The organism is Streptomyces sp. HUAS CB01, from assembly GCF_030406905.1.
Taxonomy (GTDB): domain Bacteria; phylum Actinomycetota; class Actinomycetes; order Streptomycetales; family Streptomycetaceae; genus Streptomyces; species Streptomyces chengbuensis.
Window position 1 is genome coordinate 7,754,390 of sequence record NZ_CP129137.1, and the last position, 26,734, is coordinate 7,781,123.

Annotated in this window: 12 protein-coding genes; 1 reads left to right on the forward strand and 11 read right to left on the reverse strand. The window is 74.9% G+C overall.

The features are described from left to right. Positions 1–52: 52 nt before the first annotated feature. The 4 genes from QRN89_RS33985 to QRN89_RS34000 form a co-directional block, all read right to left on the reverse strand. Positions 53–1,666: an FAD-binding oxidoreductase gene (locus tag QRN89_RS33985; RefSeq protein ID WP_390702179.1), complete on the reverse strand. Its 1,614-nt coding sequence runs from the start codon at positions 1,664–1,666 to the stop codon at positions 53–55. 254 nt (positions 1,667–1,920) lie between these two features. Beyond that, positions 1,921–2,880, reverse strand: coding sequence for a GNAT family N-acetyltransferase (locus tag QRN89_RS33990; protein ID WP_290353250.1), 960 nt, complete (start codon positions 2,878–2,880; stop codon positions 1,921–1,923). A 70-nt stretch (positions 2,881–2,950) separates the two neighbouring features. Then, entirely contained in the window at positions 2,951–5,791 is a 2,841-nt protein-coding gene (locus QRN89_RS33995; RefSeq protein WP_290353251.1) for a SpoIIE family protein phosphatase, read from the reverse strand. A 384-nt stretch (positions 5,792–6,175) separates the two neighbouring features. Beyond that, positions 6,176–7,294, reverse strand: coding sequence for a PP2C family protein-serine/threonine phosphatase (locus tag QRN89_RS34000; protein WP_390702130.1), 1,119 nt, complete (start codon positions 7,292–7,294; stop codon positions 6,176–6,178). Positions 7,295–7,522: 228 nt separating this feature from the next. Here QRN89_RS34000 and QRN89_RS34005 point away from each other — a divergent pair, with 228 nt between their 5' ends. Continuing rightward, positions 7,523–7,981 (forward strand): GNAT family N-acetyltransferase, encoded by a 459-nt coding sequence (locus tag QRN89_RS34005; protein ID WP_290353252.1) that lies wholly within the window; start codon positions 7,523–7,525, stop codon positions 7,979–7,981. An 8-nt stretch (positions 7,982–7,989) separates the two neighbouring features. On the opposite strand, the gene QRN89_RS34010 is transcribed toward QRN89_RS34005, so the two are convergent. From QRN89_RS34010 to QRN89_RS34040, 7 genes are all read right to left on the reverse strand, one after another. Beyond that, positions 7,990–9,072 (reverse strand): class I SAM-dependent methyltransferase, encoded by a 1,083-nt coding sequence (locus tag QRN89_RS34010; RefSeq protein WP_290353253.1) that lies wholly within the window; start codon positions 9,070–9,072, stop codon positions 7,990–7,992. Then, a complete protein-coding gene (locus QRN89_RS34015) occupies positions 9,069–10,331 on the reverse strand; it encodes a glycosyltransferase (protein WP_290353254.1) in 1,263 nt (420 codons plus the stop codon). The genes QRN89_RS34010 and QRN89_RS34015 overlap by 4 nt, the downstream gene beginning before the upstream one ends. Continuing rightward, positions 10,328–11,209, reverse strand: a complete 882-nt coding sequence (locus QRN89_RS34020) for an alpha/beta fold hydrolase (RefSeq protein WP_290353255.1) — start codon at positions 11,207–11,209, stop codon at positions 10,328–10,330. Before QRN89_RS34020 ends, QRN89_RS34015 begins: the two co-directional genes overlap by 4 nt. A gap of 3 nt (positions 11,210–11,212) precedes the next feature. Then, positions 11,213–11,536, reverse strand: coding sequence for an acyl carrier protein (locus QRN89_RS34025; RefSeq protein ID WP_290353256.1), 324 nt, complete (start codon positions 11,534–11,536; stop codon positions 11,213–11,215). Beyond that, positions 11,533–16,818 carry a type I polyketide synthase gene (locus QRN89_RS34030; protein WP_290353257.1) on the reverse strand — a complete coding sequence of 1,762 codons (5,286 nt, stop codon included), beginning with the start codon at positions 16,816–16,818 and terminating at the stop codon, positions 11,533–11,535. Before QRN89_RS34030 ends, QRN89_RS34025 begins: the two co-directional genes overlap by 4 nt. 1 nt (position 16,819) lies before the next feature. Further along, entirely contained in the window at positions 16,820–24,286 is a 7,467-nt protein-coding gene (locus QRN89_RS34035) for a type I polyketide synthase (RefSeq protein ID WP_290353965.1), read from the reverse strand. 753 nt (positions 24,287–25,039) lie between these two features. Further along, positions 25,040–26,701: a glycoside hydrolase family 13 protein gene (locus tag QRN89_RS34040; protein ID WP_290353258.1), complete on the reverse strand. Its 1,662-nt coding sequence runs from the start codon at positions 26,699–26,701 to the stop codon at positions 25,040–25,042. Positions 26,702–26,734 lie beyond the last annotated feature (33 nt).

Here is a 26,734-nt window from a genome sequence, read left to right on the forward strand (position 1 = left end):
CGCCGACGGCGGACCGCACGGGAGCGCGCCCGGCCCGGACGCCGTGCCCGGCTCAGAACGCCTGCGGGTGACGGAACATCCGCCCCGGGTCGTACGTCTTCTTGATCCGGGCCAGGCGCTCGGCGTTGGCGCCGAAGTACGCCCCGCGCCAGTCGCGCAGTTTCGGGTCGGTGTAGTTCTGGTACGCCCGGCCGCTCGCCCACGGCCGCATGGCCGCGTGCGTACCGTCGAGCCACGCCTGGTGGCGGGCCACCGTCGTCGCGGACGCCCGGTCCGGCCAGGACACGATGTACTGCGCCAGGAACAGCGCGTCGCGGTGGACGAACGCCGTGGCGGCGGGCTTGACCCGGCCCACCGCACCGCCCAGCGCGTCCAGGGCGACACTGCCCGCACCGCCCCCGGTGAGGGAGGCCAGCCGCTGCACCCGGTCGAGCAGCGCCTTGATCCCGTCCGCCGGGATGCGCTTCGTGTAGAAGTCCGAGCGCGCGGCGTACGATTCGCGCGCCACCCGCCCCTGCGGGTTGCTGCCGGGCAGTGTGCCCTTCTGATGGGACTGGGCGATGGTGAAGCCCGAGACGCCGCCCATCACCTTCATGGCGTCCATGAAGGGCCGGGTGCGCACGGACACCGACCTCGCCGGCGCACCGACGGCGTCGGCGAGCCGGTCGAGCCGGTTCTCCAGGTCGCCCCGGCTCGTGAGGGCCAGGCCGCCGACCCGTACCGAGCCGGGCCTGCCGCCCGCCGGGGCGGACAGATGCAGATTGGCCCAGATGCCGTCCGGCGCGGTCGGGGCCCACTTCTGCCACTCACGCACCACGGCGGCGGCCCGCGACCAGGGCCAGCTCAGGAAGAACGTCGTGCACCAGGGTGCCGCGTGGGTCCGCATCCGCAACTCGGTGACCACGCCGAACTGCGCGTTGCCGCCCCCGCGCAGGGCCCAGAAAAGGTCCGGGTCGTGCGTGGCGTCCACGGTGCGTATCCGCCCGTCGGCGGTGACGATCCGGGCGCCGACGACACTGTCGCTGGTCAGGCCGTACGCGCGGCTGACCACACCGATGCCGCCGCCGAGGGCCAGCCCCGACACCCCCACGGTGGGACAGGACCCGGCGGGGACGGTCCGCCCGCGCGCCGTCAACCGGTCGTACACGTCGATGAGTTTGGCCCCCGCGCCGATCGTCGCGGTCGTCCCCGACAGCGAGACGCCCGCCATCCGCTGGACATCGACGACGAGCCCCGGACCCGAGGACCAGCCCGCGTAGGAGTGACCGCCGCTGCGCACCGCGACCGGCACCTGGTGACGCTTCGCGAACTCGAGGCAGGTGCGGACGTCCTCCGGCCGGGCGCAGTACGCGACCGCGGACGGCCGCAGCCCGTCGAAGCGGGGGTTGAACAGCTTGCGTGCCGCGTCGTAGTCGCGGCTGCCGGGCCGTACGAGCGTCCCGTCGAGCCCACGGGCCAGGGCCGTCCAGTCCCCGGCGCGGGGCGCCCCGGCCGCCCGTGGCGCCGGGACCGCCGCCGGTGGCGCGGCGGAGGCGCCCGCCGCCGCCCAACTGCCCGCGGCGACACCCACGCCCGCGGCGAGCCCCGCACCCAGGACGCCGCGCCGGCTCGGCGCACGCCCCCTCCCGCCGTCCGAGCCCGTCCGCTCCCCGTCGCTCCACCGCACCACGCCGTGCCCCTCGCCCTCGTTCGACTTCCGCTGGGGAGGATGACGAGCGGGCCGCGGAGGTTCCGCCCCGACGGGGCGCGTTCCGCACTCGGGACGGGGCGAGCACAGGACGGTCCCGGCGCGGGCGCCCCGCCCTCGCCGGGACCCTGCCGCGGACGCGGACCCGTGACGCGGCGGGCCTGCCGCGGGGCGGGGGTGCGGCCCGCGGCAGGCCGGTGCGTCAGCCGACGGAAGCGGCGCGGGGCACTGCCTCACGCCGGCGCCGGAAGGGTCAACTCCCAGGTGTCGACGGCGAAGTCGAGGGTCATGCCGTGGCCCTCGTACAGGGCGAGGGCCCCACTGCTGTTGTCCGTGTCGACGCCGAGGCCGATCCGGTCCCGTCCCAGCGCCGCGTAGTGTCCGAAGGCGTGGCGCAGCAGATGGCCCCCCAGGCCCCGGCCCCGGGCCTCCCGCAGGACGCCGAGATTGCCGATCCAGCCCGAGGAGGAACGATTGTTGTGCGTGCGCACCACCGCCGCGTCCCCGACGCCGTCGACCTCCGCGATCCACACGAGCGACCAGTCGGCCCGGTCGCCGTCGATGTCGTCCGACCACTGCTCGTACGTGCGCGGCTGGAAGTCGAAGTGGTCGGCGAACGACGCCTGGAGCAGGGCGTGGGCGCGTCGGCGGTCCTCCTCCGCGGTGCAGGCGCGCAGCGTCACACCGGGCGGGGGCGCCGGCACCGGGTCGGCGGTGGGTGACAGCGGGCGGGTCAGCACGTTGTAGCGGCGGACCGGGCTCCAGCCCCGTGCGCGCAGGGCGTCCAGGTCCGTCGTGGGTGTGATGTTGAGATGCATGTGCACCACGGCCCGCGACGCACCGTTGTGCGCCGCACGCTCCACGGCGCGGGCCTCCATCAGGTCGAACAGGTGCCCGGAGGGCTGCTGTTGGTCGGGGAGCGTGTACTGGTCCATGTCGATCCGCTCGTGGCCCGAGTCGTCCCAGAGCAGCCCGTACCCGACCAGCCGTCCGCCGTGGAACACCAGCCACGAGTCGCGTTCCAGGTCCACCTCGGGATGCTTCAGATCGGCTTCGACCTCCGTCAACGACGTGTCGGCACGGCCGATCTCCAGCAGGTCGATCTCGTTCATGAGGGCACACACCGCGTCCGCGTCGTCGAGCGTCGCCGGACGCACGGTGATACCGGGCGGCGGGGTCAGGAGGGTGGTCATGGGCCAACTGTCGGCCGCCCGCGGCCCGGACCGCAACGGAGTTTCCGGTGCCTGCCCGTCCCGCCCGGACTCACATCAGCGTCTGCTCGGTCCAGATGGTCTTGCTGGTCGGGGTGTGCCGGGTGCCCCAGCGCTGGGTGAGCTGGGCGATGAGATAGAGGCCGCGGCCGTTCTCGTCGTAGGTGTGGGCGTGCCGCAGGTGCGGGCTCGTGCTGCTGTAGTCCGTGACCTCGGTGGTGAGTGTGGTGTCGGTGTGGATCAGACGCAGCTGGATGGGGGGCTTCCCGTAGCGGATGGCGTTGGTGACGAGTTCGCTGACGATCAGCTCCGTGATGAAGACGGCGTCGAGGAGTCCCCAGCCGGTGAGCTGCTCGGTCGTGCGGTGGCGGGCCTCGATGACGACCGCGGGGTCGTGCGGGAGCGTCCAGGTGGCGACGCGCTGGGGGAGGAGCGCCTTCGTACGGGCGACGAGAAGGGCGATGTCGTCGGTCGGCGGGTGGGTGAGGAGGCTCGAGAGAATGCGGTCGCACGTGGCCTCGAGGCCCGAGGAGGGGCGGGCGAGCGCCGTGAACAGCGTGTCCAGCGTCTGGTCGATGTCGGTCTCGCGCGGGTTGAGCAGACCGTTGGTGTAGAACGCGAGCAGCGTGCCCTCGTCGAGCGTGGTGGTGGTGGTCTCGAACGGGAGGCCGCCGAGGCCCAGGGGCGGGCCCGCGGGGGTGTCGAGGAAGTAGACGTCGCCGTCCGGGGTGGCGGCGGCCGGTGGCGGGTGTCCGGCGCGGGCGTGCGTCAGTTCGCGGGAGATCGGGTCGTAGATCGCGTACAGGCAGGTGGTACCGATTCCGGTGGTGGTGTCGGCGGACGCGGAGGACTCGTCGGTGGACAGATGGAGGACGAGGTCGTCGAGCCGGGTGAGCAACTCGTCCGGCGGCAGGTCGACATCGGCCAGGGTGCGGACCGCGGTGCGCAGCCGGCCCATGGTGGCGGACGCCCGGATGCCGTGACCGACGACGTCGCCGACGACGAGGGCCACGCGGGCGCCGGACAGCGGGATGACGTCGAACCAGTCGCCTCCCACGCCCGCCTCGGTACCGGCGGGCAGATAGCGCGTGGCGATGTCGAGGGCGGGCTGGTCGGGCAGCGTGTGCGGCAGCAGGCTGCGCTGCAGGGTCATGGTGGTGGTGCGCTCACGGGTGAAGCGGCGCGCGTTGTGGATGCCGGTGGCGGCGCGATGGGTCAGCTGTTCGGCCAGCTGCAGATCGTCCGGGGTGAACGGCTGCGGGTTGCGGTGGCGGGTGAACAGCGCGACCCCCAGCGTCGACCCCGCCGTGAGCATGGGGACGGCCATGAGCGTGTGCGTGCCGGCCCGGTCCAGCCGCGCCGCCTCGGGATCGGTGGCCCTCCACTGTACGAGGGACGGGTCGTCCATCCGGTACACCGCGCTGCGGCCCGTCGTCAGGCACCGGGTCATCGGGGAGTGCGCGGGGTGGGTGACGGGCTCGGTCCCGGCCGCCGGCGGAGTGCCCGGCGGATGCGCACGGTAGGCGGTACGGCGCAGGGGGAGGGGCCCGGTCGGACGGCTGTGGCGCGGGGTCTCGCACAGGTCCACGGCCGCGGTGTCCGCGAGCCGGGGCACGGCGGCGTCGGTCAGTTCCTGCGCGGTGCGCTCCAGGTCGAGGGTGGTGCCGATCCCGGAGCCCGGGTCCTCCAGCAGCATCCGCTGCCGGGTGAGGTGGTGCTCGGGCTCGTCGGTGCGGGAATGGGCGGCCACGCACACGGCCCGGACGCCGCCGTCGTCGCCCGTCAGCGGGGTGACGGTGGCGGGGCGTCCCGCCTCGGAGCTGTTGCCCGTCGGGCGCAGCGCCGTGGGGGTGGGCTGCGCCCGGCCGGTGCGGAACACCAGGCTCATCGTGCGTTCGGTCTCCTCGCTCACCGGGTCGGGGACGATGTCGGTCAGCCGCAGCCCGCGCATCCGCCCCTCGGGCAGCGACACGGCGCGTTCCATGGCGGCATTGGCCCGCAGCAGCCGCAGTTCGGCGTCGAAGACCGCGAGCATGCACGGGGACTGGGCGAACGCCCACGCCCCGAGCGCCTCGTCGGTGAGGGGGCCGGGGGTCGGCCTCCCGTCGGCGGGGGTGGCGGGGTGCGGTGGCGCGACCGCCGCGGTGCCGGGGGGCGGCGTGGGATCGGCGTACGGTGCCGTTCCGGCCGGGGGTTCCGCCGCCACAGGTCCCGGGGCCGGTGCCGCGGGGCCCGTGGCCTCGCCGGCCGGCGCCTCGCCGCCGTCCGCACCGGGATCGAACGCATGGACAGCCGACGCCTCGGGGGCCGGTGTTCCCCGGACCGGCGGTCCGACGGCCGGGGTCACGGGGCCCACGGCCGCCTCGACGGCCGGTGCCCCGGTGCCGGCCGCAGGGTCCTGCGGCGAGGCGGTGCCGGCCTGGGGCTCCGCCGCCGCGGTGCCGGACGGGGCCTCGGCAGCCGTGGTACTCGTCACGAGCCATTCGGTGACGCCGCTGGTGGTGGTCCGGCGGGTGCCGTTCAGGGTGAGGGCGAGGTCGTGGCCGTCCCGGTGACGCAGGACCAGGGTGGCGCTGACGTCCGCGGGCCACGCGGCGGCGGGTGCGACCGCACCCGCGCCGTGGGCCAGGAGACGGGCGGCGGGGCGTCCCATGACCTCGGCGGGGGCATAGCCGAGCAGCCGGCGGGCTCCCTCGCTCCAGCCCGTCACGACGCCCTGCTCGCTGACGACCGCCGTCGCGGTGGGCGGGAGACGCCCGGGGGCCGGTCCGGCCACGTCAGGCCGGTCGCCGGGGATCGTGGCGGGCGGTTGTGCGAGGTCGGGCCGGTCGCCGGCCGGGGCGGGCTGCGCGGTGCCGGGAGGCTCGCCCGGTGAGGTGGGAAGTCGTTCCATCGCCGCTCATCTCGCCCCTTTGCTCGTGCCGTGACCGGAAGGGTGCACCGGCTCGCGACGCCCTGCACGACACCTCGCCGCGTTGTCGCCCCACCACGTCCGGTACGAGGGCGATCCTCCGCCTTGCGGAGCACCGCACCGGACGCCGCGACCTTCCCGGCGGAACTTCCCGTTCACCGCACTGGTCGGCCCGTGGCCTTGGCTGCTGCCGGGGGGCCTCACGGCCAGGGCTCTCGTCACCAGCATGATCCTGGGCGGCGCGGAACACCAACGCGGACGCCCTCCCGGCGTGGCCTCCCCGCGGGCTCCCGCTGCGTGCGGTGCGGTGCGGTCGGCCGTGCCGCCGGCCCTGCCTTCCGGCGAGCGCGGCCGACGCGTGGGCGTCTACGCCGTCGTCCCCGGGCCCCGGCTGTTGGGGCATCTCACGGCGAGGGCCGCGATGTCGTCGTCGAGCCGGCCGCCGCTGTAGCGGAGCAGGTCCCGGTGGAGCCGGTCGAGCAGGTCCCGCGGCGCCGCCGGGCCGTTCCGCCGCATCCACTCCGGCAGCGGGAAGAAGTCGCCGGCGCGGTCCCGGGTCTCCGTCACGCCGTCCGTGTACAGCAGCAGGTGGTCGCCGGGGTCGAAGGAGACGGTGTCCACGTAGTAGTGGTCGCCGATGAGCGCCGCCAGATTCAGCGGTGGAGAAGGAGTGGACGGCTCCAGGACGCGGATCTCACCGCGGTGGACGAGCATCGGCGGGGGATGGCCGCAGTTGAGGATCCGGATGGCGCCGCCGTCGTGCGGGATCTCGACGAGTATCGCGGTGGCGAAGCGCTCGGGCAGTTCCTGGGTGGGGAACGCGGCGCTGTAGCGGGTGATGCTCGTCTCCAGCCGCCGGGTGATGCCGCGGAGGTCGGGCTGGTCGTAGGCGTTCTCCCGGAAGCAGTTGATCACCGCGGAGGCGGCGCCCACGGCCGACAGGCCCTTGCCCCGTACGTCACCGATGAGCAGGCGCACGCCGTACGGGGTGTCGGCCACCTCGTAGAAGTCGCCGCCGATCCGGGCCTGCTCCTGGGCCGCCAGGTACAGCGACTCGATCTCGACGTCGTTGATACGGCTCGGCAGCGGCCGCAGCAGGACCTTCTGGGCGGCGTCGGCGACGAGCCGCACGTGGAACAGCGCCTCCTCCCGCTGGATCCGGACGTGGCTCGCGTACGCGGCCGCCAGTGTCACCAGGACGATCGCGGCCGCCGTGTACGGCGTGCCCAGATCGGTGTAGAAGAAGCTGAGGCTGATCATGACCAGCAGGCAGAAGCCCCCCAGCAGGACCGTGGGGAGCACGGGCCACATCGCCGCGGCGAGGGCGGGTGCGGCGGGCAGGAGGCGGCTGAAGGCGATCTCCCTCGGCGTGGAGAACGCCAGCGAGGAGATGAGGACCGTGAGGATCGCCGGTGACAGCAGCACAGCCTTCCACCGGGCTCCGTAGAAACGACGAGGGCGCCGCAGCCGACCGGACATGATCACAAAATGCATCATATCCGGGCAAAAGGCTTGCCGAGATTCGGCCGGGACGGACCGACGGTCCCGCACGGGTGGTCGCAACCGGGCGCTCGGCGTCGGACCGGCCCGCGAGGCATGGGGGGCGGGTCTGACATGCTCATGCATTCGTGCAGGTGCGGTATGTGAACGGCCTTGCGGCCCGCGTGGCATCCTGTGGTCACCTGCCGGACGTGAGAGTGCGAGGAGCCCACCGTGACGTCGAACCCGGGTCTCGAAGTACGCCCCCTCGCCCCCGGCGACCGGGAGGCCTGGGAACCGCTGTGGCAGGCGTACCTGGACTTCTACGAGCACACCCTTCCGCCGGCGGTCACCGATCTGACGTGGACGCGGATCGCCGACCCGGCCGAGCCGGTGGGAGGACTCGGCGCGTGGGCCGGCGGCGAGCTCACCGGCATCTGCCACCACGTGCTGCACCGCTCGACATGGGCCGCCGGCACGTACTGCTACCTGGAGGACCTGTTCACCGCCCCCGGCGCCCGCGGCCGCGGTGTGGGCCGGGCCCTGATCGAGGCCACGGCCGCCGCGGCGCGCGAGGCCGGCGCGGAGAAGCTCTACTGGCAGACGCACCGGGACAACGCCACCGCACGCGCCCTCTACGACCGGCTGGCCCGCCACGAGGGATTCCTCGTCTACGAGCGTCCCCTCGACTGATCCGGGCGTCAGTCCCTCCGGGCCACCAGGCGGTAGGCGTTGCACAGCCCGAGACGTGCCGAGAAGGGCGCGACCGCCTGGTCCAGGAGCGCCGCCGCCACCAGCGCCGGGACGCCCGCCAGCAGCGCCGCGCCCCGCAGCGCACGGTGCAGCCGGCCGACGGGCGGGAGCCATGGAAGGTCGTCGCGCGGCGCCGCGCCCTCCAGGGCCAGCCACACCGCGGCCACCAGGTCCACCGGCTCGTGCGCCGACCGGTGCTGCTCCGCCACCACCGTGAACCCCAGCTCCACCAGCGCGTCCCGGAGATTGCCCACCGGCACGAGGTGGAGGTGCTGGGGCTGGAGCCAGGGGAGCCACCAGTGGCCGAGCAGCCGCGCGTACCGGCTCTCCGGGTCCGGTACCTCCACCACCAGGTGCCCGCCCGGGCGCAGCGACGTCCGGGCCGCCTCCAGCTCCCGGCGCGGTTCCGTGCTGTGCTCCAGGTAGTGGAACAGGCTCACGACGTCGTACTCGCCCGCGAGGTCCGGCGCCAGTTCGGTGAAGCCGCCCCGGAGGCCGCGTTCCACCCGCCCCCGCCGCTCGGCCAGCTCCGCCCCCTCGGAGCGGTCGAGCCCGTCGAACACCACCTCCGGCAGGACGGTCCGGGCCACCTCGCAGAAGTGCCCGTGCCCGGTGCCCACGTCGAGCCACCGCTTCGCCCCGCCGAGAAGCGGCCGCACGGACTCCGCGCGGCGCCGGTAGGACGTGGTGCGCCCGCCGAACATCCCGTCGAGCTGCTGCTCGCCCAGTCCGTCGTAGAAGTCGCGGTAGTAGAAGGCGAGGCCCCGGTCGTTCAGCCGGGGGTTCTGGAAGAGATGGCCGCAGGAGTGGCAGCGGTCGACCCGGAACCGGCCCGGCTTGTGCTGCAGCAGGTCCGGGGTCCGCAGATGACCGCCGACGCGGGCCGACCCGCACCAGGGGCAGCTGTGGCGCAACGGCTCGAAGAACGCCTGTGGGCCCTCGGCCAGCTCGGCCGCGTACTCCGGTCTGAGTCCCCTCACCGTCTCCCGCCGGGCCCGGCGTCTGCGGGAGCGCTCCTCGCGCCTCGTCATCCCTCCTCCTTGTCCTGGAGCTTGTCCTGGAGCTCGCCGGCAAGCAGCTGCTCGAGATGGTCCGCCGCGGCCGCGGCCCCGCCCGCCGCGCGCAGCGCCGACCCGACGGCACGGGCGGCGGCCCGGTGGCCGGGATCGTCCAGCACGGCTTCCACGGCGGGCCCGATACGGGCCGCGGTGGCCCGGCCGAACCGGACACGGACCCCGGCCCCCGCGTCGCAGACCTGCGCGGCGACGATGGGCTGGTCGTCCCGGATGGGCGCGACGACGAGGGGAACCCCGTGCCACAGGGCCTCGACCACCGTGTTGTGACCGGCATGGCAGACGACCGCGTCCACCCGCCTCAGCAGCGCGAGCTGCGGCACGGCGGGGAGGGCGAGCAGATCCCCGTCCGGCCGTACGGAGCCGGGCCCCGGCCCCGTACCCGTAGGCGGAGCCGTCCCGTCCGGTCCGGCGGCGCCGAGAACGCCCTCCGGGTCGACGACGACGGCCTGCAGCCGGTCCGCCCGCGCCCGCAGGGCCTCGGCACACGCCGTCAGGAACCGCCCTCCCGCATCCGTGTTCGCCGTGCCGAGCGTGACCAGGACCGTCGCCCGCCCGGGGTCCAGCCACTCCCACGGGAAGCCGGCCGCGGACGGACGGGCGGCCAGCGAAGGGCCCACCCACCGGATCCCGTCGCCGCCCCGGGCGGGCCGCCCGGCCAGCTCCGGCGTGGTGAAGGCCAGCACCAGACGCGGGGAGAAGCGCGGATCCGCCGTGCCCTCCGGATCCCCGATGCGCAGCCGCAGCTCCCGCAGGAGCGCGTCGTTCCACGCCGCGACCTTCGGCATCGACGCCAGCGCGTCGGTGAACTCGGCCGGCGTCGTCGCCGACGTCGCCCACGGCACGCCGAGGCGCTCCGCGACCAGCGCCCCCGCCGGCGCCTGCTGGTCCGCCACGACCACGTCGGGCCGGAACTCCAGCACCGCGTCCCGCACACCGTCGGCCATCGCGTCCGCGAGCGGCACCAGGAACCGCTCCCACAGGAACCGCAGCGCCTCGGGGCCCCGGATGTCCGGCGGCCTGGCCGGACGGTCCGCGTCGGCCCAGGACACCGGGGAAGGGAAGACGTGCGCGTCCGGCCCGGCGAGACGGCGCACCAGTTCGGGCACCCCCGCCCACGCCACGTCATGGCCCCGGGAGGCCAGTTCCGCGGCGACGCCCACCAGCGGGTTGATGTGGCCGACGAGCGGCGGTACGACGAACAGGCAGCGGCTCACGGGACCTTCACCTCCACGGGCACGGCCGCCACCCGGCCGCCGCCCTCGTCACTGCTCTCGCCGCGGGTCCCGTCCCGGCCGTCCGCCGAGGCGTTCTCCGCGATCCACCCCAGCACGAGGTCGCGCACCCGGCCCGGCGCCTCCACCAGCACCGAGTGCTCGTGGCCCGGCACCAGCACCGTCCTGCACCGCGGCAGCAACGACCGCAGCCACGAGGCCTGTTCGCAGAGGTCGGAGTCGGCCCCGTAGACGGCGAGCACCGGGCGGTCCAGGGAGCGGAGCGCGTCCTCGGTGACGAGGTCGCAGACGGTCACCTCCGCGGCGATCGCGGTGTCGCGCACCAGCCGGCCGGCGGCCCTCGCCAGCCGGGCCGTGTGGCGCCCGCGGTGCGTGGCGATCCAGTCGAGCGCCTCGGTCTCGTTGGCGGTCATCTCGTGCCGTACCCGGTCCAGCAGGCCGGCGATCTTGCGTGCCCAGGAGGCCGTGGCCGGCTCCGACTCGACGACCGAGATGCTCGCGACCCGGTCCGGGTGGCGCAGGGCGTAGCCGAAGGACACGGTTCCGCCGAAGGAGTTGCCGACGAGATGCACCGGACCGTGGACCTCCAGCCGGTCGAGCAGCGCGCCGAGATCGTCCACGAACCTGTCGAGACCGTAGCCGCCGACCGGTCTGCCACTGCGGCCGTGCCCTCGGTGGTCGTACATCACGACGTCCAGCCCCGCCGCCGCGAACGCGGGGGCCACGGTGAAGTAGTAGCTGGCCAGGCTGTCGGTGAGCAGCCCGTGCAGCAGGACGACGGTCTCCCGCCCGGGCCGTCCGTCGCCGGGGCCGAGGCGCTGGACGTGCAGGCGGGCTCCGGCGACATCGATGATCGCCATCGGTCAGGCCGCCCCCGCGCTCTTCAGGCACCGCGCGACGTGCTCGACGAGCCGGCCGACGGTGAGCTCGATGATGTCGTCGAGCTCCATCGACGCCACGAACTCGGCGAAGTTGACGTCGCGCCCGTACCGGGCCTCCAGATGACCGGCCAGCGTGACCAGGTCGATGCTCTCGAACTCCAGGTCCCTGCTGAACCGTGTCTCCATCCCGACCTCCGCGTCGTCGAGGCCGTCGTCCTCGAGCACCTGCGCGATCATGGCCGTGATGTCGGCGAGTATCGCGTCCTCGTCCGCCCCCGACGGACCCGTCGGCCGATTCGTGGTCAAGTCCCGTCCTCCTTCTTCTCCGTGCCCGACCCGCCCCGTTCCGGTCCCTCGGTCCACGCCACGACGTACGAACGCGCGGGCAGCCCCGGTGGGTTGTCCACCTCTTCGCACCGGACCGGGTACGTGCGGACCGGAGTGCCCGAGGTGTCCCGCACCTCGACGGTGAGCCGGTCCCCGGACGCCGCCACGACGGCGAAGTCCTTGGGGCGGCCGCCGAAGCCCGTTCCCTCCGCCTTGGCCGCCGCCTCCTTCGCCGCCCAGAACCGGGTGAACCAGAGAGCCTCGGAAGCGCCCGGGTCCACCCCGGTGTCCGTGCCGCTCCGGGTGCGACAGGCCGTCAGCAGCACGCGTTCGCCCGGATCCAGGGCGGCGGCCAGCGTGGCCCCGGACGGCTCGGCGATCTCCTCGATGTCGATGCCGGGGCCGGTGACCGCGCCGCCGACGGGATCCGGGCCGCCCGGGCGCACGATCGCCACCGCCGCCTCGGCCCGGTGGGCGAGGGACACGGCCAGCGGTGGGAGGGCCCGTCCGTGCGTCCCGGCCACCCGGGGGCGTCCCCGGTCGTCGTTGTCGACCGCCAGCTCGGCGGGGAAGACCGGGCCCTCACCCCGCTGCCACAGCCACTGCCGCACGGCGTCCTTGGCGGCGATCCGGCCCAGCAGCCACTGCCTCCGCCCGCGCGGCGACTGCCGTTCGTAGACGGCGCGTTCGGCGCCACCCAGCATGTTGCGCATGATCAGGTCGCGTGACGCCAGGTCCGGCCAGCGTTCGTGGACCAGCACCCAGCCGCCGGGGCGGGCCATGGACAGGGTGTGGCGTTCCGGGAAGCGCTCGACCGGACGCGTGTGCGGATCGTTGTCGAAGCGGCGGTCCTGCCAGCCGTGCAGCTCGGCCCAGACCCGGCCGCCGTACGTCAGCAGGGCGTCCGCCTCGAGGAGATCATCGGTGAGCGAGGTGACACGCACCAGGCACTCGACCTCGCTGCCGGGCAGCGGGGCCGGGCCGAAGAACCGCATGCGGCGCATCCGGACCGGGAACACGACCGTCCGCTCGGAGGCGGTCGCCATGATCCAGTAGCCGAGGACCTGCCCCACGTTGTCCAGGAGCGCCCCGGGCGCCGGCGGTGTGGTCAGCACCGCGCGGACGTGCCGCCCGCCGATGCCGCGCAGTGCGGTGACCCCTTGGTACGCGGGGCCGTGGAACATCCAGCGCTCGTCGTACAACTGGGCCGCCGAGTGGTCGGGGACGCGCTCGTCACGGAAGTCCGCCGGATCCCGGGGAGGCGGGGGCGCCGGGTGGTTCGCGGCGACCTCGACCACCGCGCGTGCGTGCGGCCCGAACGAAACGGCCACCCGTCCCGGGCCCGCGGGGGTGCCGGTGACCGTCACGTCCGCCGGCTCGGCGGCCGTCAGCCACCGGTCGAACCGGGCGTCGTGCACGGCGATCGCACGCATTCCGGGTGCGCTGCGCTCGGCCGCCTCCATCAGGTGGTGGACGATCGTCGTGGCCGGGACGACGGGCCAGCGGTCGGCCACGTCGGGCCAGTCCGCCCGCTGCCGGAAGAAGCAGTGGTCGAGCAGGTACGGCATCGCGTCGGTGCCCACCCGGACCGTGTGCACGGAGCGGACGGGTGGGGTCGCGGCGGGATCCGGCCCGGTAGGGGTTCCGTGGGGACGGGCCGCGGGCGGGGTCCGGAGGGGCCGGGCCGCGGGACGGTGTGTCGGGGCGGGACCGTGGTGGCGCCCCGTGCCGCCCGGCCGGGGCACCGGCGAGGGCCTGCGGCCGGCCGCCTCGATGAGCTCGGCGGCCGTGGCCGCCGTCTCCCGCATCAGTGCGTTGAGTTCCGCCAGTGCCGGGAACCGGTCAGCCGGGTCCCCGGCCCCGGTTCCGGCAGGCTCGTGCGGCCGGCCGCGGACGGCCGACGGTCCCACGGCACCTCCTGCCACGGCGTGTTCCGCCGTACCGTCGCCCGCCCGTCCGGGCCCGGCAGGCGCCGGGGCGTCCTCCGTCGGCGTGCCCGTACCGGCCGGGGAGCGCCCGTGCGCCGTGAGCAGCGACAGCCGCAGCTCGGAGAGCACGTCCGGGGCCAGGGACACCAACCCGCCGCTCAGATCGAGCCGTACCGGAGGGCGCGACGGCACGTTGCCACTGCCACTGCCACTGCCACTGCCACTGCCACTGCCACTGCCACTGCCACTGCCACCGCCACCGACCGGTCCGGAGGCGGGCATCGGCGTCGTGGCCGGCGCCACCGTGCGCGCGGGGGAGGTCCGGACGCCCGCCGCGCCGTCACAGCGGTCGATCACGTGCGGATCGACCGCCGCACCCTCCGCCCACAGTGCCACCGCCACCCGTCGCAGCTGCGCCAGGCCCGGGCGGTGCGGAGTGTTGGCCGCGACCACGAGATGGTCGCGCCCCGCGAGGGTGTCGCCGATGAGCGACCCGAGGGCTCCCGTACCGACCTGGACGAAGGCCCGGAACCCCGCCGCGTACAGTGCCTCGGTCAACTGGCGGAAGCGCACGGGCTCCAGCAGATGGCGGACGAACAACTCCCGTACGGCGGCCTCGTCACGGGGGAAGGGCGAGGCCGTCGTGCCCGACCAGACCGGCACGGTGGGCGTGTGCAGGGCGAAGCGCTCGGCCGCGGCACGGAACGGTCCCAGGGAGGGTTCCAGCATGGGCGTGTGGAACCCGGAGCGGAACGGCAGCACGCGGCACAGCACCCCCTCCGCACGGAACGCGCGGGCGAAGTCCTCGACCGCGTCCGGCGGTCCGCACACCATCGACTGGCGCGGCGCGTTGTCGTGGGACAGCGTCACCGGGAGTCCCAGGGCGTCCAGCCCCGCCCGTACGCGGTCCGCCGACGCACCCACCGCGGCGAACGCGAGGTCCGGCACCTCCACCGAGTCGGGGTCCAGCGAGGCCATGAAGTCGTCCACGGCGCGCTCGGCGTACAGGCCCGCGACCGCCATGGCCGTCCACTCGCCGATGCTGTGCCCGGCCACCGCCTCCGGTACGACGCCCATCCGGCGCAGCGCCGTGTACAGCAGCCTGCCCACCGCGACCACACCCAGCCCGTGCCGGCCGACGTCCCCGACCCGGGCCGCCGATCCGCCGCCCGACGGCCCCGGCGGGGGAGACCCGAAGCGGTCGGCGACATCGTCCACGCGCGGTTCGAACTCGCTTTCAAGTCCCGGGAAGACGAAGGCGATCCGGCCCGGACGCTCGCCGGCCAGCAGCGGGCACGGGGCGAACCACACGTCGCTTCGGCCGCGCCACGCCCTGCCCTTGGCGGTGACCCGGCGGGCGAGCGCCAGCCGCTTCGGTGTCGGACCGACGATGCCGAGACGGACCGGCCCCGCACTGCGGCTCGCCGGGGCGGCGAGCCCCGACGCCAGCACCGTCGCGTCATCGGCGTCCAGCGCGGCCGCGAGGTCCTCCGGCGTCCGGGCGGTGAGCAGCAGGACGCGCTCCGGCTCGATCACCCCGGCGACCGCGACCGCGCCTCCGGAACCGTGCCGCCCCTCGGAGGTACCGGCCGGGAACGCGGCGGCCGGCTGCTCGGGGGCAGCCGTGAACGGCGCCGCGTCCGGGGCCCGTTCTGGGACGTCCGGGGCGCTGTCGGGGGCGTGCCGGGCGACGTTCGGGGTGCCGTCCGGGGCGTGTCCGATGGCGACCGGGGCGTGGTGCGGGGCGTGTCCGGCGACGACCGGGGTGCTGTCCGGGGCGTGTCCGATGGCGACCGGGGCGTGGTGCGGGGCCTGTCCGGCGACGACCGGGGTGCTGTCCGGGACCTGTTCGAGGACGACATGGGCGTTGACCCCGCCGAACCCGAAGGCGTTCACCGCCGCCCGGCGCGGAGCTCCCCCGGGGCCGCACTCCCAGGGCGCCGCCTCGGCCAACGGGCGGAAACGCGTGCCGGCGAGCGCGGGATGGGGATCGTCGCAGTGCAGGGTCGGCAGCAGCGTCGCGTGGTGCACGGCGAGAGCCGCCTTCACCAGTCCGGCGACTCCCGCCGCAGGCATCGCGTGGCCGATCATCGACTTCACCGACCCAATCACCGCCCCCCGCCCGCCCGCGCCGCCGGCCGCGCGACCGTCCGGCGGCCCGAACACCTCACGCAGCGTGCGCAGTTCGGCCGCGTCGCCGGCGGGAGTGGCGGTGCCGTGGGCCTCCAGCAGACCGATCGACCCCGGCTCGGCGGGGTCCAGCCCGGCCGCCTCCCAGGCCCGCCGCACGGCACGGATCTGGCCGCCGGGGTCGGGGCTGACGAGTCCGCCCGTACGCCCGTCGCTCCCGACCGCCGTGCCCCGGACGACCGCGTAGACCCGGTCCCCGTCCCGTACCGCGTCCGCCAGCCGCTTCAGCACGACCACGCCGGTGCCCTCGCCGATGAGGATGCCGTCCGCGGCCCGGTGGAACGGGCGGATGCGCTGGCTGGGGGACAGGGCGCGAAGCTGGGAGAAGACGCTCCACAACGTGATGTCGTGGCAGTGGTGCACCCCGCCGGCGAGCATCAGGTCGCACCGGCCCGACGCCAGCTCGCCCACCGCCTGGTCCACGGCGACGAGCGAGGAGGCGCACGCGGCGTCCACGGTGTAGGCGGGACCGCGCAGATCGAGGCGGTTCGCCAGCCGGGAGGCGGCCAGATTGGGGACGAGCCCGATGGCGTTCTCCGGCCGGTCCGGACCCAGGCGCTCGGTGAACGCCTCCCGCACCCGGTCCAGCTGCTCCGCACCGATGTCCGGCAGCAACTCCCCGAGCGTGCGCACCAGCTGGGCCGCCGTGCGCACCCGCTGGTCCAGGCGGACCAGCCCCGGCGTCAGATAGCCGCCCCGGCCCAGCACGACACCGACCCGCTCCCGAGCGGGCAGCCGTTCCTCGCCACCGGCGTCCGCGAGGGCGGACGCCGCCACCTGGAGCGCGATCAGCTGGTCGGGCTCGGTACCGGACACCGAACTCGGCATGATGCCGAAACGGGTCACGTCCACGTCCGCCAGCGCGTCCACGAAACCGCCGCGCCGGCAGTACACCCGGTCCGCCGCGGCCGGGCCGTCGGCCGCTCCCGGGCGGTAGTACGCGGCGTCCCAGCGGCCCTCGGGCACCTCGCCGACGGCATCGACCCCGGCGACGAGATTGCGCCAGTACTCGGACAGGTCGCGGGCTCCCGGCAGGAGTACGGCCATGCCCGTGATGGCGACGGGGACACCGCGCCGGCCGCGGCCGCCTTCCGCGTACCCGTCCGCCGTCCCCCCGCCGCCGTCCGGCCCTCCGGCGGTCATGTCACCACTCCGAGGCGGTGTGGACGACCGCCCCGGCCGCCGGGTCGCCCCAGGCGAGCTCCCTCAGCAGCGCCAGTGGTCCTTCCTCCGGGTCGATCAGGGCGATCCCGCGCCGGGCGTACTCGCGTGCGAGCTCCGGGCCGACCATTCCGGAGTGGAGTCCGTCGGGCGCCCAGGGCCCCCAGTGGACCGTCAGCACCCGCCGTCCGGTACGGGCCCTCCACTGCTCGCCCAGGTTCTCCAGGGCGTCGTTGGCGGCCGCGTAGTCCGACTGCCCGCGGTTGCCGTACACCGCGGACACGCTGCCGAACAGGACGACGAACGACGGTCCGCCGTCGGGTATTTGGTCGAGCGCCGAGAGGAGCGCCGCGGCGCCCGCGACCTTGGTGCCGTACACCCTCTCGAACGACTCCACGGACTTCTCCGCGATGAGCCGGTCGTCGATGACCCCCGCGGCGTGGACGACCCCGTCGATGCGCCCGTGGTCGGCGTGGATCTCCTTCACCGCCTGCAGCACGGCCGCGGAGTCGCGGCAGTCGACGCTGCGGTAGCGGACCCGGCTCCCGGCGGCTTCGAGTGCCGCCAGGGTGGCGGCTATCTCCCGCTGGGCGAGGAGCAGTTCGGCCGCCCGGTCGATCTCGGCGGGGGAGCCGTACCCGCCTCGCGCGGCGAGCACGCGGCGCAGGGCCGCCCTGTCGCCGGCCGCCGCCGTCACCGGATCCTCCGGCCCGGTCGGAGCGGGCGTCCTGCCAAGGAGTTCGAGGCGGCAGCGGGAGGCACGGGCGAGCGCGACGGCGAAGGCGGCCGTGATGCCCCGGGCCCCACCGGTGAGCAGGACGACCGAGTCCCGGTCGAGCCCGAGCGCCGCAGCTTCGGCCGCCCCGTCCCCGGCGGGACCCGCGCCGGTGACCGCCGTCAGCCCGAAGGGCGCCTCGACCGGCTCCCATCCGTGCCGGCCGTCGGCGTCGCGCACCACGACCGGAGCCCCGCCTGCCCCGGACAACTCCTCGACCACCGCGGCGGCGACACCGTCCGGGCTGCGCAGCCGGCCCGCCCCGTCGCCCGGGTCGAGGTCGACCACGGTGGGAGCGGTGTCCGGGCACTCCAGGGCAATGGTCCGGAAGAGCCCGCGCAGCCCCGCCGAACGTTCGGCCACCCGGCCCTCCTCGACGAGTCGTACGGCGACGAGACGTGCGGGTCGAGCTTCCAGCACGGCCCGGACCGCCGGAAAGACGCCGGGCAGGACGGGCGGCCCGGAGGCGGCCAGCGGGTCGAGGAGGACGACGCCCTCCAGCGGCCCATGGCCGTTCTGCGACGGCAGCGGCTCCCCGGCGTCGAGGAGGACGGGCACGGCACCCTGCCGTTCCAGTGCCGCCGCGAGGGCCACCGCGACGCCCGCGAGCTCACCGTCCCCGTCGCCGAGCAGCGCGAACCGCCGCCCCTGGAGGGCCGCGGGCCCGGCGGCACCGGTGGCATCCGAGGCATCGGCCAGGGGCGCCTTCCGCAGCACGAGACGTTTCGGCGCGACCACCCGAAGGGCCGGCGCGGCCCCGGACGCGCTGACGACCCCGTCGTCCGCGGAGTGCGACGACCGTGCGGAGTGGGACTGCTGTACGGCCCCGGCCCCGGCCCCGATCGCGGACGCGTCCGGGTGCGGGTGCGACCCGCTGCCGTCCGCATCCGGGACGGGCGCCGGCGCTGCGGCGGGCAGGTGCCCCGGCCCTGGCGCGGGAGCCTCGGCCGGGGCACCGTCCTGGTCTCGCCCGGCACCGGGCAGCAGGGCGCAGATCCCCGCGGCCAGGGCCTCGGCCGTTCGCGCCCGGGACAGCTGCTCCATCGCGGCGTCGTCCAGCGAGCCGGTGCCCGCCGGCACCGCGCCGGCCTCGATCAGCCGCCCGGCCAGTTCACCGACGATCTCGGTCCGCTTGATCGAGTCGATGCTCAGATCCGCTTCCAGGTCGAGACCCGGCTCGACCATGTCGGCCGGATAGCCCGTGCGGTCACTGATGATGTCCACGATCATCCGCAGGACGTCGTCACCGGACGGCGGCGCGGCGGAAGCGGCGGCGTCCACGGGCGCGTCCGCCCGGCCCGTATCCGGCACCGGGCCGGCTCGGAGAGCAGAACCGGCCCGCACATGCGTGCCGCCCGACTCCGCGTCCCGCGCGTCCCGTTCCTCCGCCTGCCGTGCGGGCAGGAGCGGAGGACCCGCCGGGGCGGGCAGCGGGTCGCCGGGCGCCCGGCCGCCGAAGTACGTCAGCAGGACATCGCGCTGGGCCGCCACCATCTCCCGGCTCGTGCGCAGGAATTCGGCGATGAGTGCGTCCTGGCCGGTCGCGGCGCCCTCGGCCGCCCGGCCCCCGTGATGGCTCGTCACAGTCGTCTCCACGACACGTCGGGCCGGTGCCAGCGCACCGGGCAGGAGTTCGCCGGACGCGGTACGGACGAGATGCCCGTCGACGGTCCAGCCGGGCCGCCGGCCGCCCCCGGCCCGGCTCGGGTCCACCGCGTCACGTCCCCGGAACATCCAGTCGGTGGTGACCGGCAGCCCGGCCACCGCCAGCCGGGCCAGCGCGTCGAGCAGCTCGGGGAGTCCGCTCCCCGGCCGGGGAGCGCACGCGACGGTCCGGTGCGGCCGGTCGCCGAGGATGCCGGCCACCAGTCCGGTCAGCACCCGTCCCGGCCCGCACTCGACGAACACCCGGGCGCCCGCCGCGTACATCGCCTCGATCTGCTCGGCGAACCGCACCGGCGCACCGATCTGCGCGGCAAGCTCCGCACGGATCCCCTCGGGAGTGGAGCGGTACGGCTCGGCCGTACGGTTCGACCACACCGGGAACTCCGGTGGACGTACCGGGTGTTCGGCCAGCGCGCGCGCGAATCGCTCACCGGCTCCCGCGACCAGCGGGCTGTGGAACGCGCATGCCACCGGCAGCCGCTTCGCGCCGAGCCCGGCGTCTCGCAGCAGCCCCAGCGCGGTGTCCACCGCGGCGGTGGGGCCGGAGATCACCGTCTGCCGCGGTGCGTTGTGGTTGGCCACGACGAGTCCGCCGCGAAGGAGCCCGCGGGCCCGGGTGCCGCCGGCGTCGCGGTGGCCCCCGCCGGTGCCGTGGGCTGCGCCGTCCCCGCCGGGGTCGCGACGGCCTGCGCGGTTGCCCTCGCCGTCGCTGTGGCTGCGGCTTTCGCCGTCGCCGTCGCCGTCGCCGTCGGGTCCGGGGTCCTCCCCGCCGCTCCCCGGCACCCCCAGCACCCGTTCGACGTCCGCCGCGGACGCGGCCACCGCCGCCATGGCCCCGGGATCGTCCCCGGTCGCCGCCAGGATCGCCGCGGCCCGCTCGGAGCTCAGCGTCAGCAGGGTCTCCGGGTCGACGGCCCCGGCGGCGCCCAGCGCGACCAGTTCCCCGTAGCTGTGGCCCGCCGCCATGTCGGGCACGACCCCGGCCCGGGTCAGCAGCGCGTGGGCGGCGAGGTCCACCATGCCGAGGGCGGGCTGGGCGGCCCTCGTGTCGGTGAGCGCGGCGGTGCGGTGCCCGCGCACGGCCTCCGTGAACGCGGCCGGGGGATGCAACGCCGCTGCCGTAGCGCGGTCCAGTGCGAGGAGGTGCTGAAGGTCGGGGAAGGCGGAGAAGAGACCGGCGAACATGCCCGTGCGCTGACTCCCCTGCCCGGGGAAGAGGAAGGCGACCTTGCCTCCGGTACCTCCGCCCCGTGGCCCCTCCTCCCCGGTGCGGGTGCCGGTGCCGCCCGGAGTGCCCGCCGCCGGCACCCCCTCGTCCGCGAGATGGATGCCCGCAGCCGGATCGTGCTCACCGTCCAGGGCCCGCCGCAGCAGCCCGCACAGGCTCTCGGGATCCTTCGCCACGACGGCGATCCGCACCGGACCGCGGTCCCTCCCGGCACGCCGGGAGGCGGCGAGCGCCAGATCCCGCAGCCGCCACCCCTCGGCTCCGTCGGCGGCCGCCGACGCCGCCTCCAGCAGCTCCTCCGCGGCCCGGCGCGCGGCCGCCGGGTCCGCGCCACGGAACAGGAACAGCTCGGCAGGCCACACGTCACGCCCGTGTGAGGGCGGCACCTCACCGCTGTGGGCGGCCAGCACCACATGGAAGTTGGTGCCACCGAACCCGAAGGCGCTCAGGCCCGCCACGCGCCGTTCGGGCGGCGCCGCCCACGGCAGCGCCTCGCGGTGGAAGACGAACGGGCTGCGGTCCTCGTGCCAGGCGCCGTTGGGCTGCTCCAGATGCAGGGTGGGCGGTCGGACGCCGGTGTGCAGGGCCAGGACGGTCTTGATCAGCCCGGCCAGACCGGCGGCGCACTTGGTGTGCCCGATCTGCGACTTCACCGACCCCAGGACACAACTGCCCGGCCTCGCACCGGCGGCCTCGAACACGTCGGTGAGGACGTCCAGTTCGGTCCTGTCGCCGACGACGGTGCCCGTCCCGTGCGCCTCCACCAGCCCCACGTCCGCCGGCGACGTGCCCGCGTTGCGGTGCGCCCGCTCCAGTGCCCTGCGCTGGCCCTCCGGGCGCGGCGCGGTCAGCCCGAGGGACCGGCCGTCGCTGGAACTGCCGATGCCCTTGACGATCCCGTAGACACGGTCGCCGTCGCGCTCGGCGTCGGCCAGCCGCTTCAGGACGACGCACGCCACGCCCTCGCCGAGGGCGATCCCGTCGGCCGAACCGTCGAAGGCCCGGCAGCGGCCCGTGGGGGAGAGGGCGTGCACCGAGGAGAAGAGCACGTAGTCGTTGATGCCGTTGTGCAGGTCCGCGCCTCCGCACAGCATGATGTCGCTGGTGCCCGCGACCAGTTCCTTGCAGGCGACGTCCACCGCCGCGAGGGAGGAGGCGCAGGCCGCGTCGACGGTGAAGTTCGGACCGCCCAGGTCCAGCCGGCTCGCGATCCGGCCGGAGATCACGTTCGCCAGCATCCCGGGGAAGGAGTCCTCGGTGAGCGGCGGCAGCTGCTCCTCCAGGCCCTTCGGCACCTCGCCGAAGTACGAGGGGAGCACCGCCCGGAGTGTGGTCGCGTTCGACAGGTCGCTTCCCGGCTCGGCGCCGAACACCACACCCGTCCGCATCCGGTCGAAGGTCCGGCCGCCGTCGCCGAGGCCCGCGTCGTCCAGCGCCCGCCGTGCCGCTTCGAGGGCCAGGAGCTGCACGGGCTCGATGCTGCCCAGCGAGGCGGGAGGGATGCCGTACCGCAGGGCGTCGAAGGGGATCGGCGGCAGGAACCCGCCCCAGCGGGACGTGACCGTACCGCCCGCGTCGACGCCGTGCACCCCGGGATCCCAGCGGTCACGGGGGACTTCGCCGACGGAGTCCACCCCGTCGAGGACGTTGGCCCAGAAGGAGGCCAGATCGGGCGCGCCCGGGAACATGCAGGCCATCCCGACCACCGCCACGTCCAGGGGCCGCGGCGGCTCCGGTTCGGCCGCCGTCCCGCTGTCGCTGCGGAGCCCGGGGCGCGAAGCGAGGACGGCGGCCCGTTCGGTGAGGAAGCGCGACGCTCCCTGGGAAACGGCGGAGTGGAGCCGTGCGACGGTGGTGGTGGCGGATCGCAGCACCGCCACCTCACCGGCCATGAACATGCCCTCGTCCAGCTGGCGTTCCTCGTCCACGGGCCCGAGCGCTCCGCCGTCGGTGCGTTCCACGCCCTTGGCCGCGATCCGCAGCCGGCCGACGTTCAGTCGCTCCAGTCGCTCCCAGACCTCCCGGTCGGCCAGTCCCTCCTCGCGCAGTCCGGCGGCCAGCGTGCCGAAGGCGTCGCTGAACGGACTCGGCACACAGCGCGTGGCATGGCCCGGCGCCGTCTCCAGAAGTGCGGTGCGCTCCGCCGCGAGCACCCGTCGCTGGAACAGCGGCCGGACGGCGCCGTGTGCGACGGCTTCCTCGGTGAACAGGTACGCCGTGCCCATCAGGGTGCCCACCGCGCAGCCGCGCGCCGTCAGCGGCGCGGCGAGCGCGGCCGCCATCGCGGCGGAGCGCTCGTCGTGGATGCCGCCGGCGAGGAACACCTCGATCCGCTCGGCGGCGGCCCGGGCCGCCGCCTCGTCCGACCGGCGGGCGAGCCCGTCGAGGAAGTCCTCCAGTACCGCCAGCTGGGCCTCCCACAGCGGAAAGCTGTTCCGGGGGCCGACGTGGCCGCCGCATTCGGCGCCCTCGAAGACGAACCGGCGGGCCCCGGCGTCCAGGAACTGCAGCAGCAGGCCGGGCGAGGGGACGTGGAGGAACGCCTTGATCCCGGCGTCCTCCAGCACCCGCGCCTGGGAGGGGCGGCCGCCCGCGACGATCGCGTGGGTGGGGCCGGCCGCCCGGACCGCGGCCAGCTGGGCGGTCCTCGTCTCCTCGGGGGCGAAGCCCAGGATCCCGACGCCCCACGGCCGGCCGTCCAGGACCTGCCGTGCCTCCTCCAGCATCGTCCGTGACCGCTCCGCGCCGGCGAGGGCGAGGGCGATGAAGGGGAGGGCCCCGTCGTCGGCGACGGCGGCGGCGAACGCTGCCCCGTCGCTCACCCGGGTCATCGGGCCCTGGGCGACCGGCAGCCGGGTTCCCAGGGCGCGGCTCATCGCCGAGTCCGGCCGCAGCGCGCGTACGGCGGTGCCGTCGGGTTCGGCGTCCCGCACGGCGGCGCGTACGGCACCGGTCACCGCGCGGACGGCACGGCCGGTGTCGCCCCAGCGGTCGGCGAAGCGGCCGGCCAGAAAGGCGTCCTGACCCACGGCCAGCGGTGGTGGGCCGGAGGCGTCCCCGGTGGCCTCCCCGGCGGCCGGGGAGCGTCCCGCCGGGCCGCGCCGGCGCAGCGTGCGGTGACCGCCGGACACCACGGTCTCCGAGCCGTCGGCCGTCCGCAGCAACGCCGCGATCGCCTCGGGCAGTTGTGACTCGGCCAGGAGCGCGAGCTGGGTGTCCAGCACGACGCCGGCGGCCCCGCCGACCACGGCGGCGGCCGCGGTGCGCGGCGCGATCCCTCCGCACGCCCACACCGGAACGCCCAACCCCTCCGCGTCGAGGAGTTGTTGGAGCAGGACGAAGGTGCTGAACTCCCCGACCGGGCCGCCGCATTCACTGCCCCGGGCGATCAGACCGCCGGCGCCCGAGGCCACGGCCCGCCGGGCCTCCTCCAGACCCGTGACCTCCACGAGCACACGGAGCCGGGCCTGCGGCGGTATCGCGGCCGTGTCCCACGCGGAGTCCGGCGCGAGCACCACCGTGTCCGGCCCGGCGGCAGGTACGTGTTCGGCAAGTAAGGATTCGGGGCCTTGTGCGCAGCGCGGGCCGATCCGTACGCCGTAGCGCCCGGGCGCCCACCGGCGCAGAGCCGCCAGGGCCTCTCTCGCACTCCGGTCCCCCGAACCCAGGTCGAGCACTCCGAGCCCGCCGGCGCGGCTCACGGCGGCGGCGAGACGGGCGTCCGGTTCACCGAAGGGGGTGATTCCGATGACCAGGTCCACATGGTGCTCTACCGAATTCATCATTCTCCGAAAAGGCTTTGGTGTTGCCCGGAGGTTAATTTCGGTCGATCGGTGGCGCAGGACGTGCAGGATGTCGCAATGCCCGCGGAAATCAATTCGCGTCATGCGCGCAGCGGCTTGAAGATAGCGGCAAGTTACTCAAGGGTCAACCATCGGTCAATGGCGTCGATTGGCCTGCCGCGACGGCTGCGAGGAAGGGGTGGAAAATGCGGGCATGGCGAAATGGGGCGGCAAGCCGGAAGGCCGGCAACCCAAGGACGCCACGGAATTTCGAGAGGAGGGAGGAGTGGAAGGCGCGGGGGAAGAGGTGGGGGATTCCGGCGGCGCGGCCCGCCATCCTGACGCGTCGGTCATGCGGTGTCAACATGATCGTCGGGATTTTCTGACGGTTCAAAAGTCAACATTGGCTGATTGTGGGTGCCTGTCGTCCGGAGCATTCCCGTACGGGGGTGAGCGCTTTCCGTGAGTTCACCTGGCAGAGCGTCGGCGGGCACGCGAACGGACGGCCCGCGGGCGGCAATTCCGGAATGAATGCGTCCGGCCGGATCGCGCCGACGCGGCCCCGCACGCGGAACAGGGCGGGCCGCCGGCCGAAGGACCGGGACGGACCGCCCTGCGCGCGTGCCGGGCGCCGGGGGAGGACACCGCCTGGCGCGTGCCGGGCCCCCCGAAGGGGACACCGCCTGCGTGTGCCGGGGTACCTCGGAGGGTGACGGGCAGGCGCCGCCTGCCGCCCACTCCGCCGGCCGGGGCTCACACCGACAGCCACACCGCCGTGTCGCCGGGCAGCGCGCTTCCGTCGAGCGGACCACTGGCGAGCAACACCTCCGAGTGCGGAGGCAGTTCGACCGGCTCGTCCGTCAGATTCACCACGCACCGGAAACCGGGGGAGCGGCCGAAGGACAGCACATCGTCCTCCGCTGCGCTGTCCCACGTCATCGTGCCGTCGCCGAGGGCGGGGTGGTCGCGCCGCAGCCGGAGCGCCGCTCGGTACAACTCCAGCATCGAGTCCGGATCGCCCTCCTGGGCCTCGGCGGTGAGCGTCCTCCACGCCTCGGGCTGCGGGAGCCAGGGCGCGGCGGCCGCGCCCTCGGGGCTGTAACCGAAGGGCGGGTGCGCACCGCTCCAGGGCAGCGGCACCCGGCAGCCGTCACGGCCGCGGTCGGTGTGGCCCGAGCGGCGCCACGTGGGGTCCTGCAGCACCGCCTCCGGCAGGTCCTCGACCTCCCACAGGCCGAGTTCCTCGCCCTGGTAGAGGTAGGCGCCGCCGGGCAGCGCGAGGGTGAGCAGCGCGGCTGCCCTGGCCCTGCGGGTTCCGAGCGCGAGGTCCGCCGGCCGGCCGGCGAGCTGTGCGAGGGAGCGCAGGGGACCGTCCGGCTGCGGCCTCGCGTAGCGCGAGACGTGCCGGGCGACGTCGTGGTTCGACAGCACCCACGTCGCCGGGGCGCCGACCGCCCCGAGCGCGGCCAGCGATGCGTCGATCACGCCGCGGAGCCGCGGAGCACGCCAAGGGGCCATCAGGTAGTCGAAGTTGAAGGCCGTGTGCAACTCGTCCGGCCGTACGTAGCGGGCGAGCCGTTCCGGAGCCCCGGCCCACGCCTCGGCGACGAACGCCCGCCCTTCGTACGAGTCGGCGACCGCCCGCCAGCCCCGGAAGATGTCGTGCACCTCGTCGCGGTCCCAGTGCGGATGGTTCTCGCCGCTCGTCCCCTCCATCAGCTTGCCGTCGAGGGACCCCAGGTCGGGCAGCCCCGGCGCCTTGACCAGGCCGTGCGCCACGTCGATGCGCACCCCGTCGATGCCGCGGTCGAACCAGAAGCGGAGGATCGACTCGAACTCGGCACGGACCTCGGGGTGGTCCCAGTCGAGGTCCGGCTGCTCGGGGTCGAACAGATGCAGGTACCAGGGGCCCGGCGTGCCGTCGGGCTCGGTGATCCGGGTCCAGGCGGGGCCGCCGAAGACACTGCGCCAGTCGTTGGGCGGGAGCTCGCCGTCGTCCCCGCGGCCCGGGCGGAAGATGTACCGCTCGCGTGCCGGGGAGGACGGCCCGCCGGCCCGTGCCTCACGGAACCACACATGGTCGGACGAGGTGTGGTTGGGCACGATGTCGATGAGGATGCGGATCCCCAGCCGGTGTGCGTCGTCCACGAGGGCCCGGGCGTCGTCCAGCGTGCCGAACGCGGGGTCGATGTCACGGTAGTCGGCGACGTCGTAGCCGCCGTCGGCCATCGGCGACGGGTACCAGGGGTTCAGCCACAGCGCGTCCACGCCGAGCCCGGCGAGGTACGGCAGCCGCCGGCGCAGACCGGCGATGTCGCCGATGCCGTCGCCGTCGGCGTCGCAGAAACTGCGCAGGTACACCTGGTAGATGACGGCGTCGCGCCACCAGGCCGTACGGGTCGGTGCGGAGGGCATGCGGGTCTCCCGGGAAGGTCGGAGGGTGCGGTG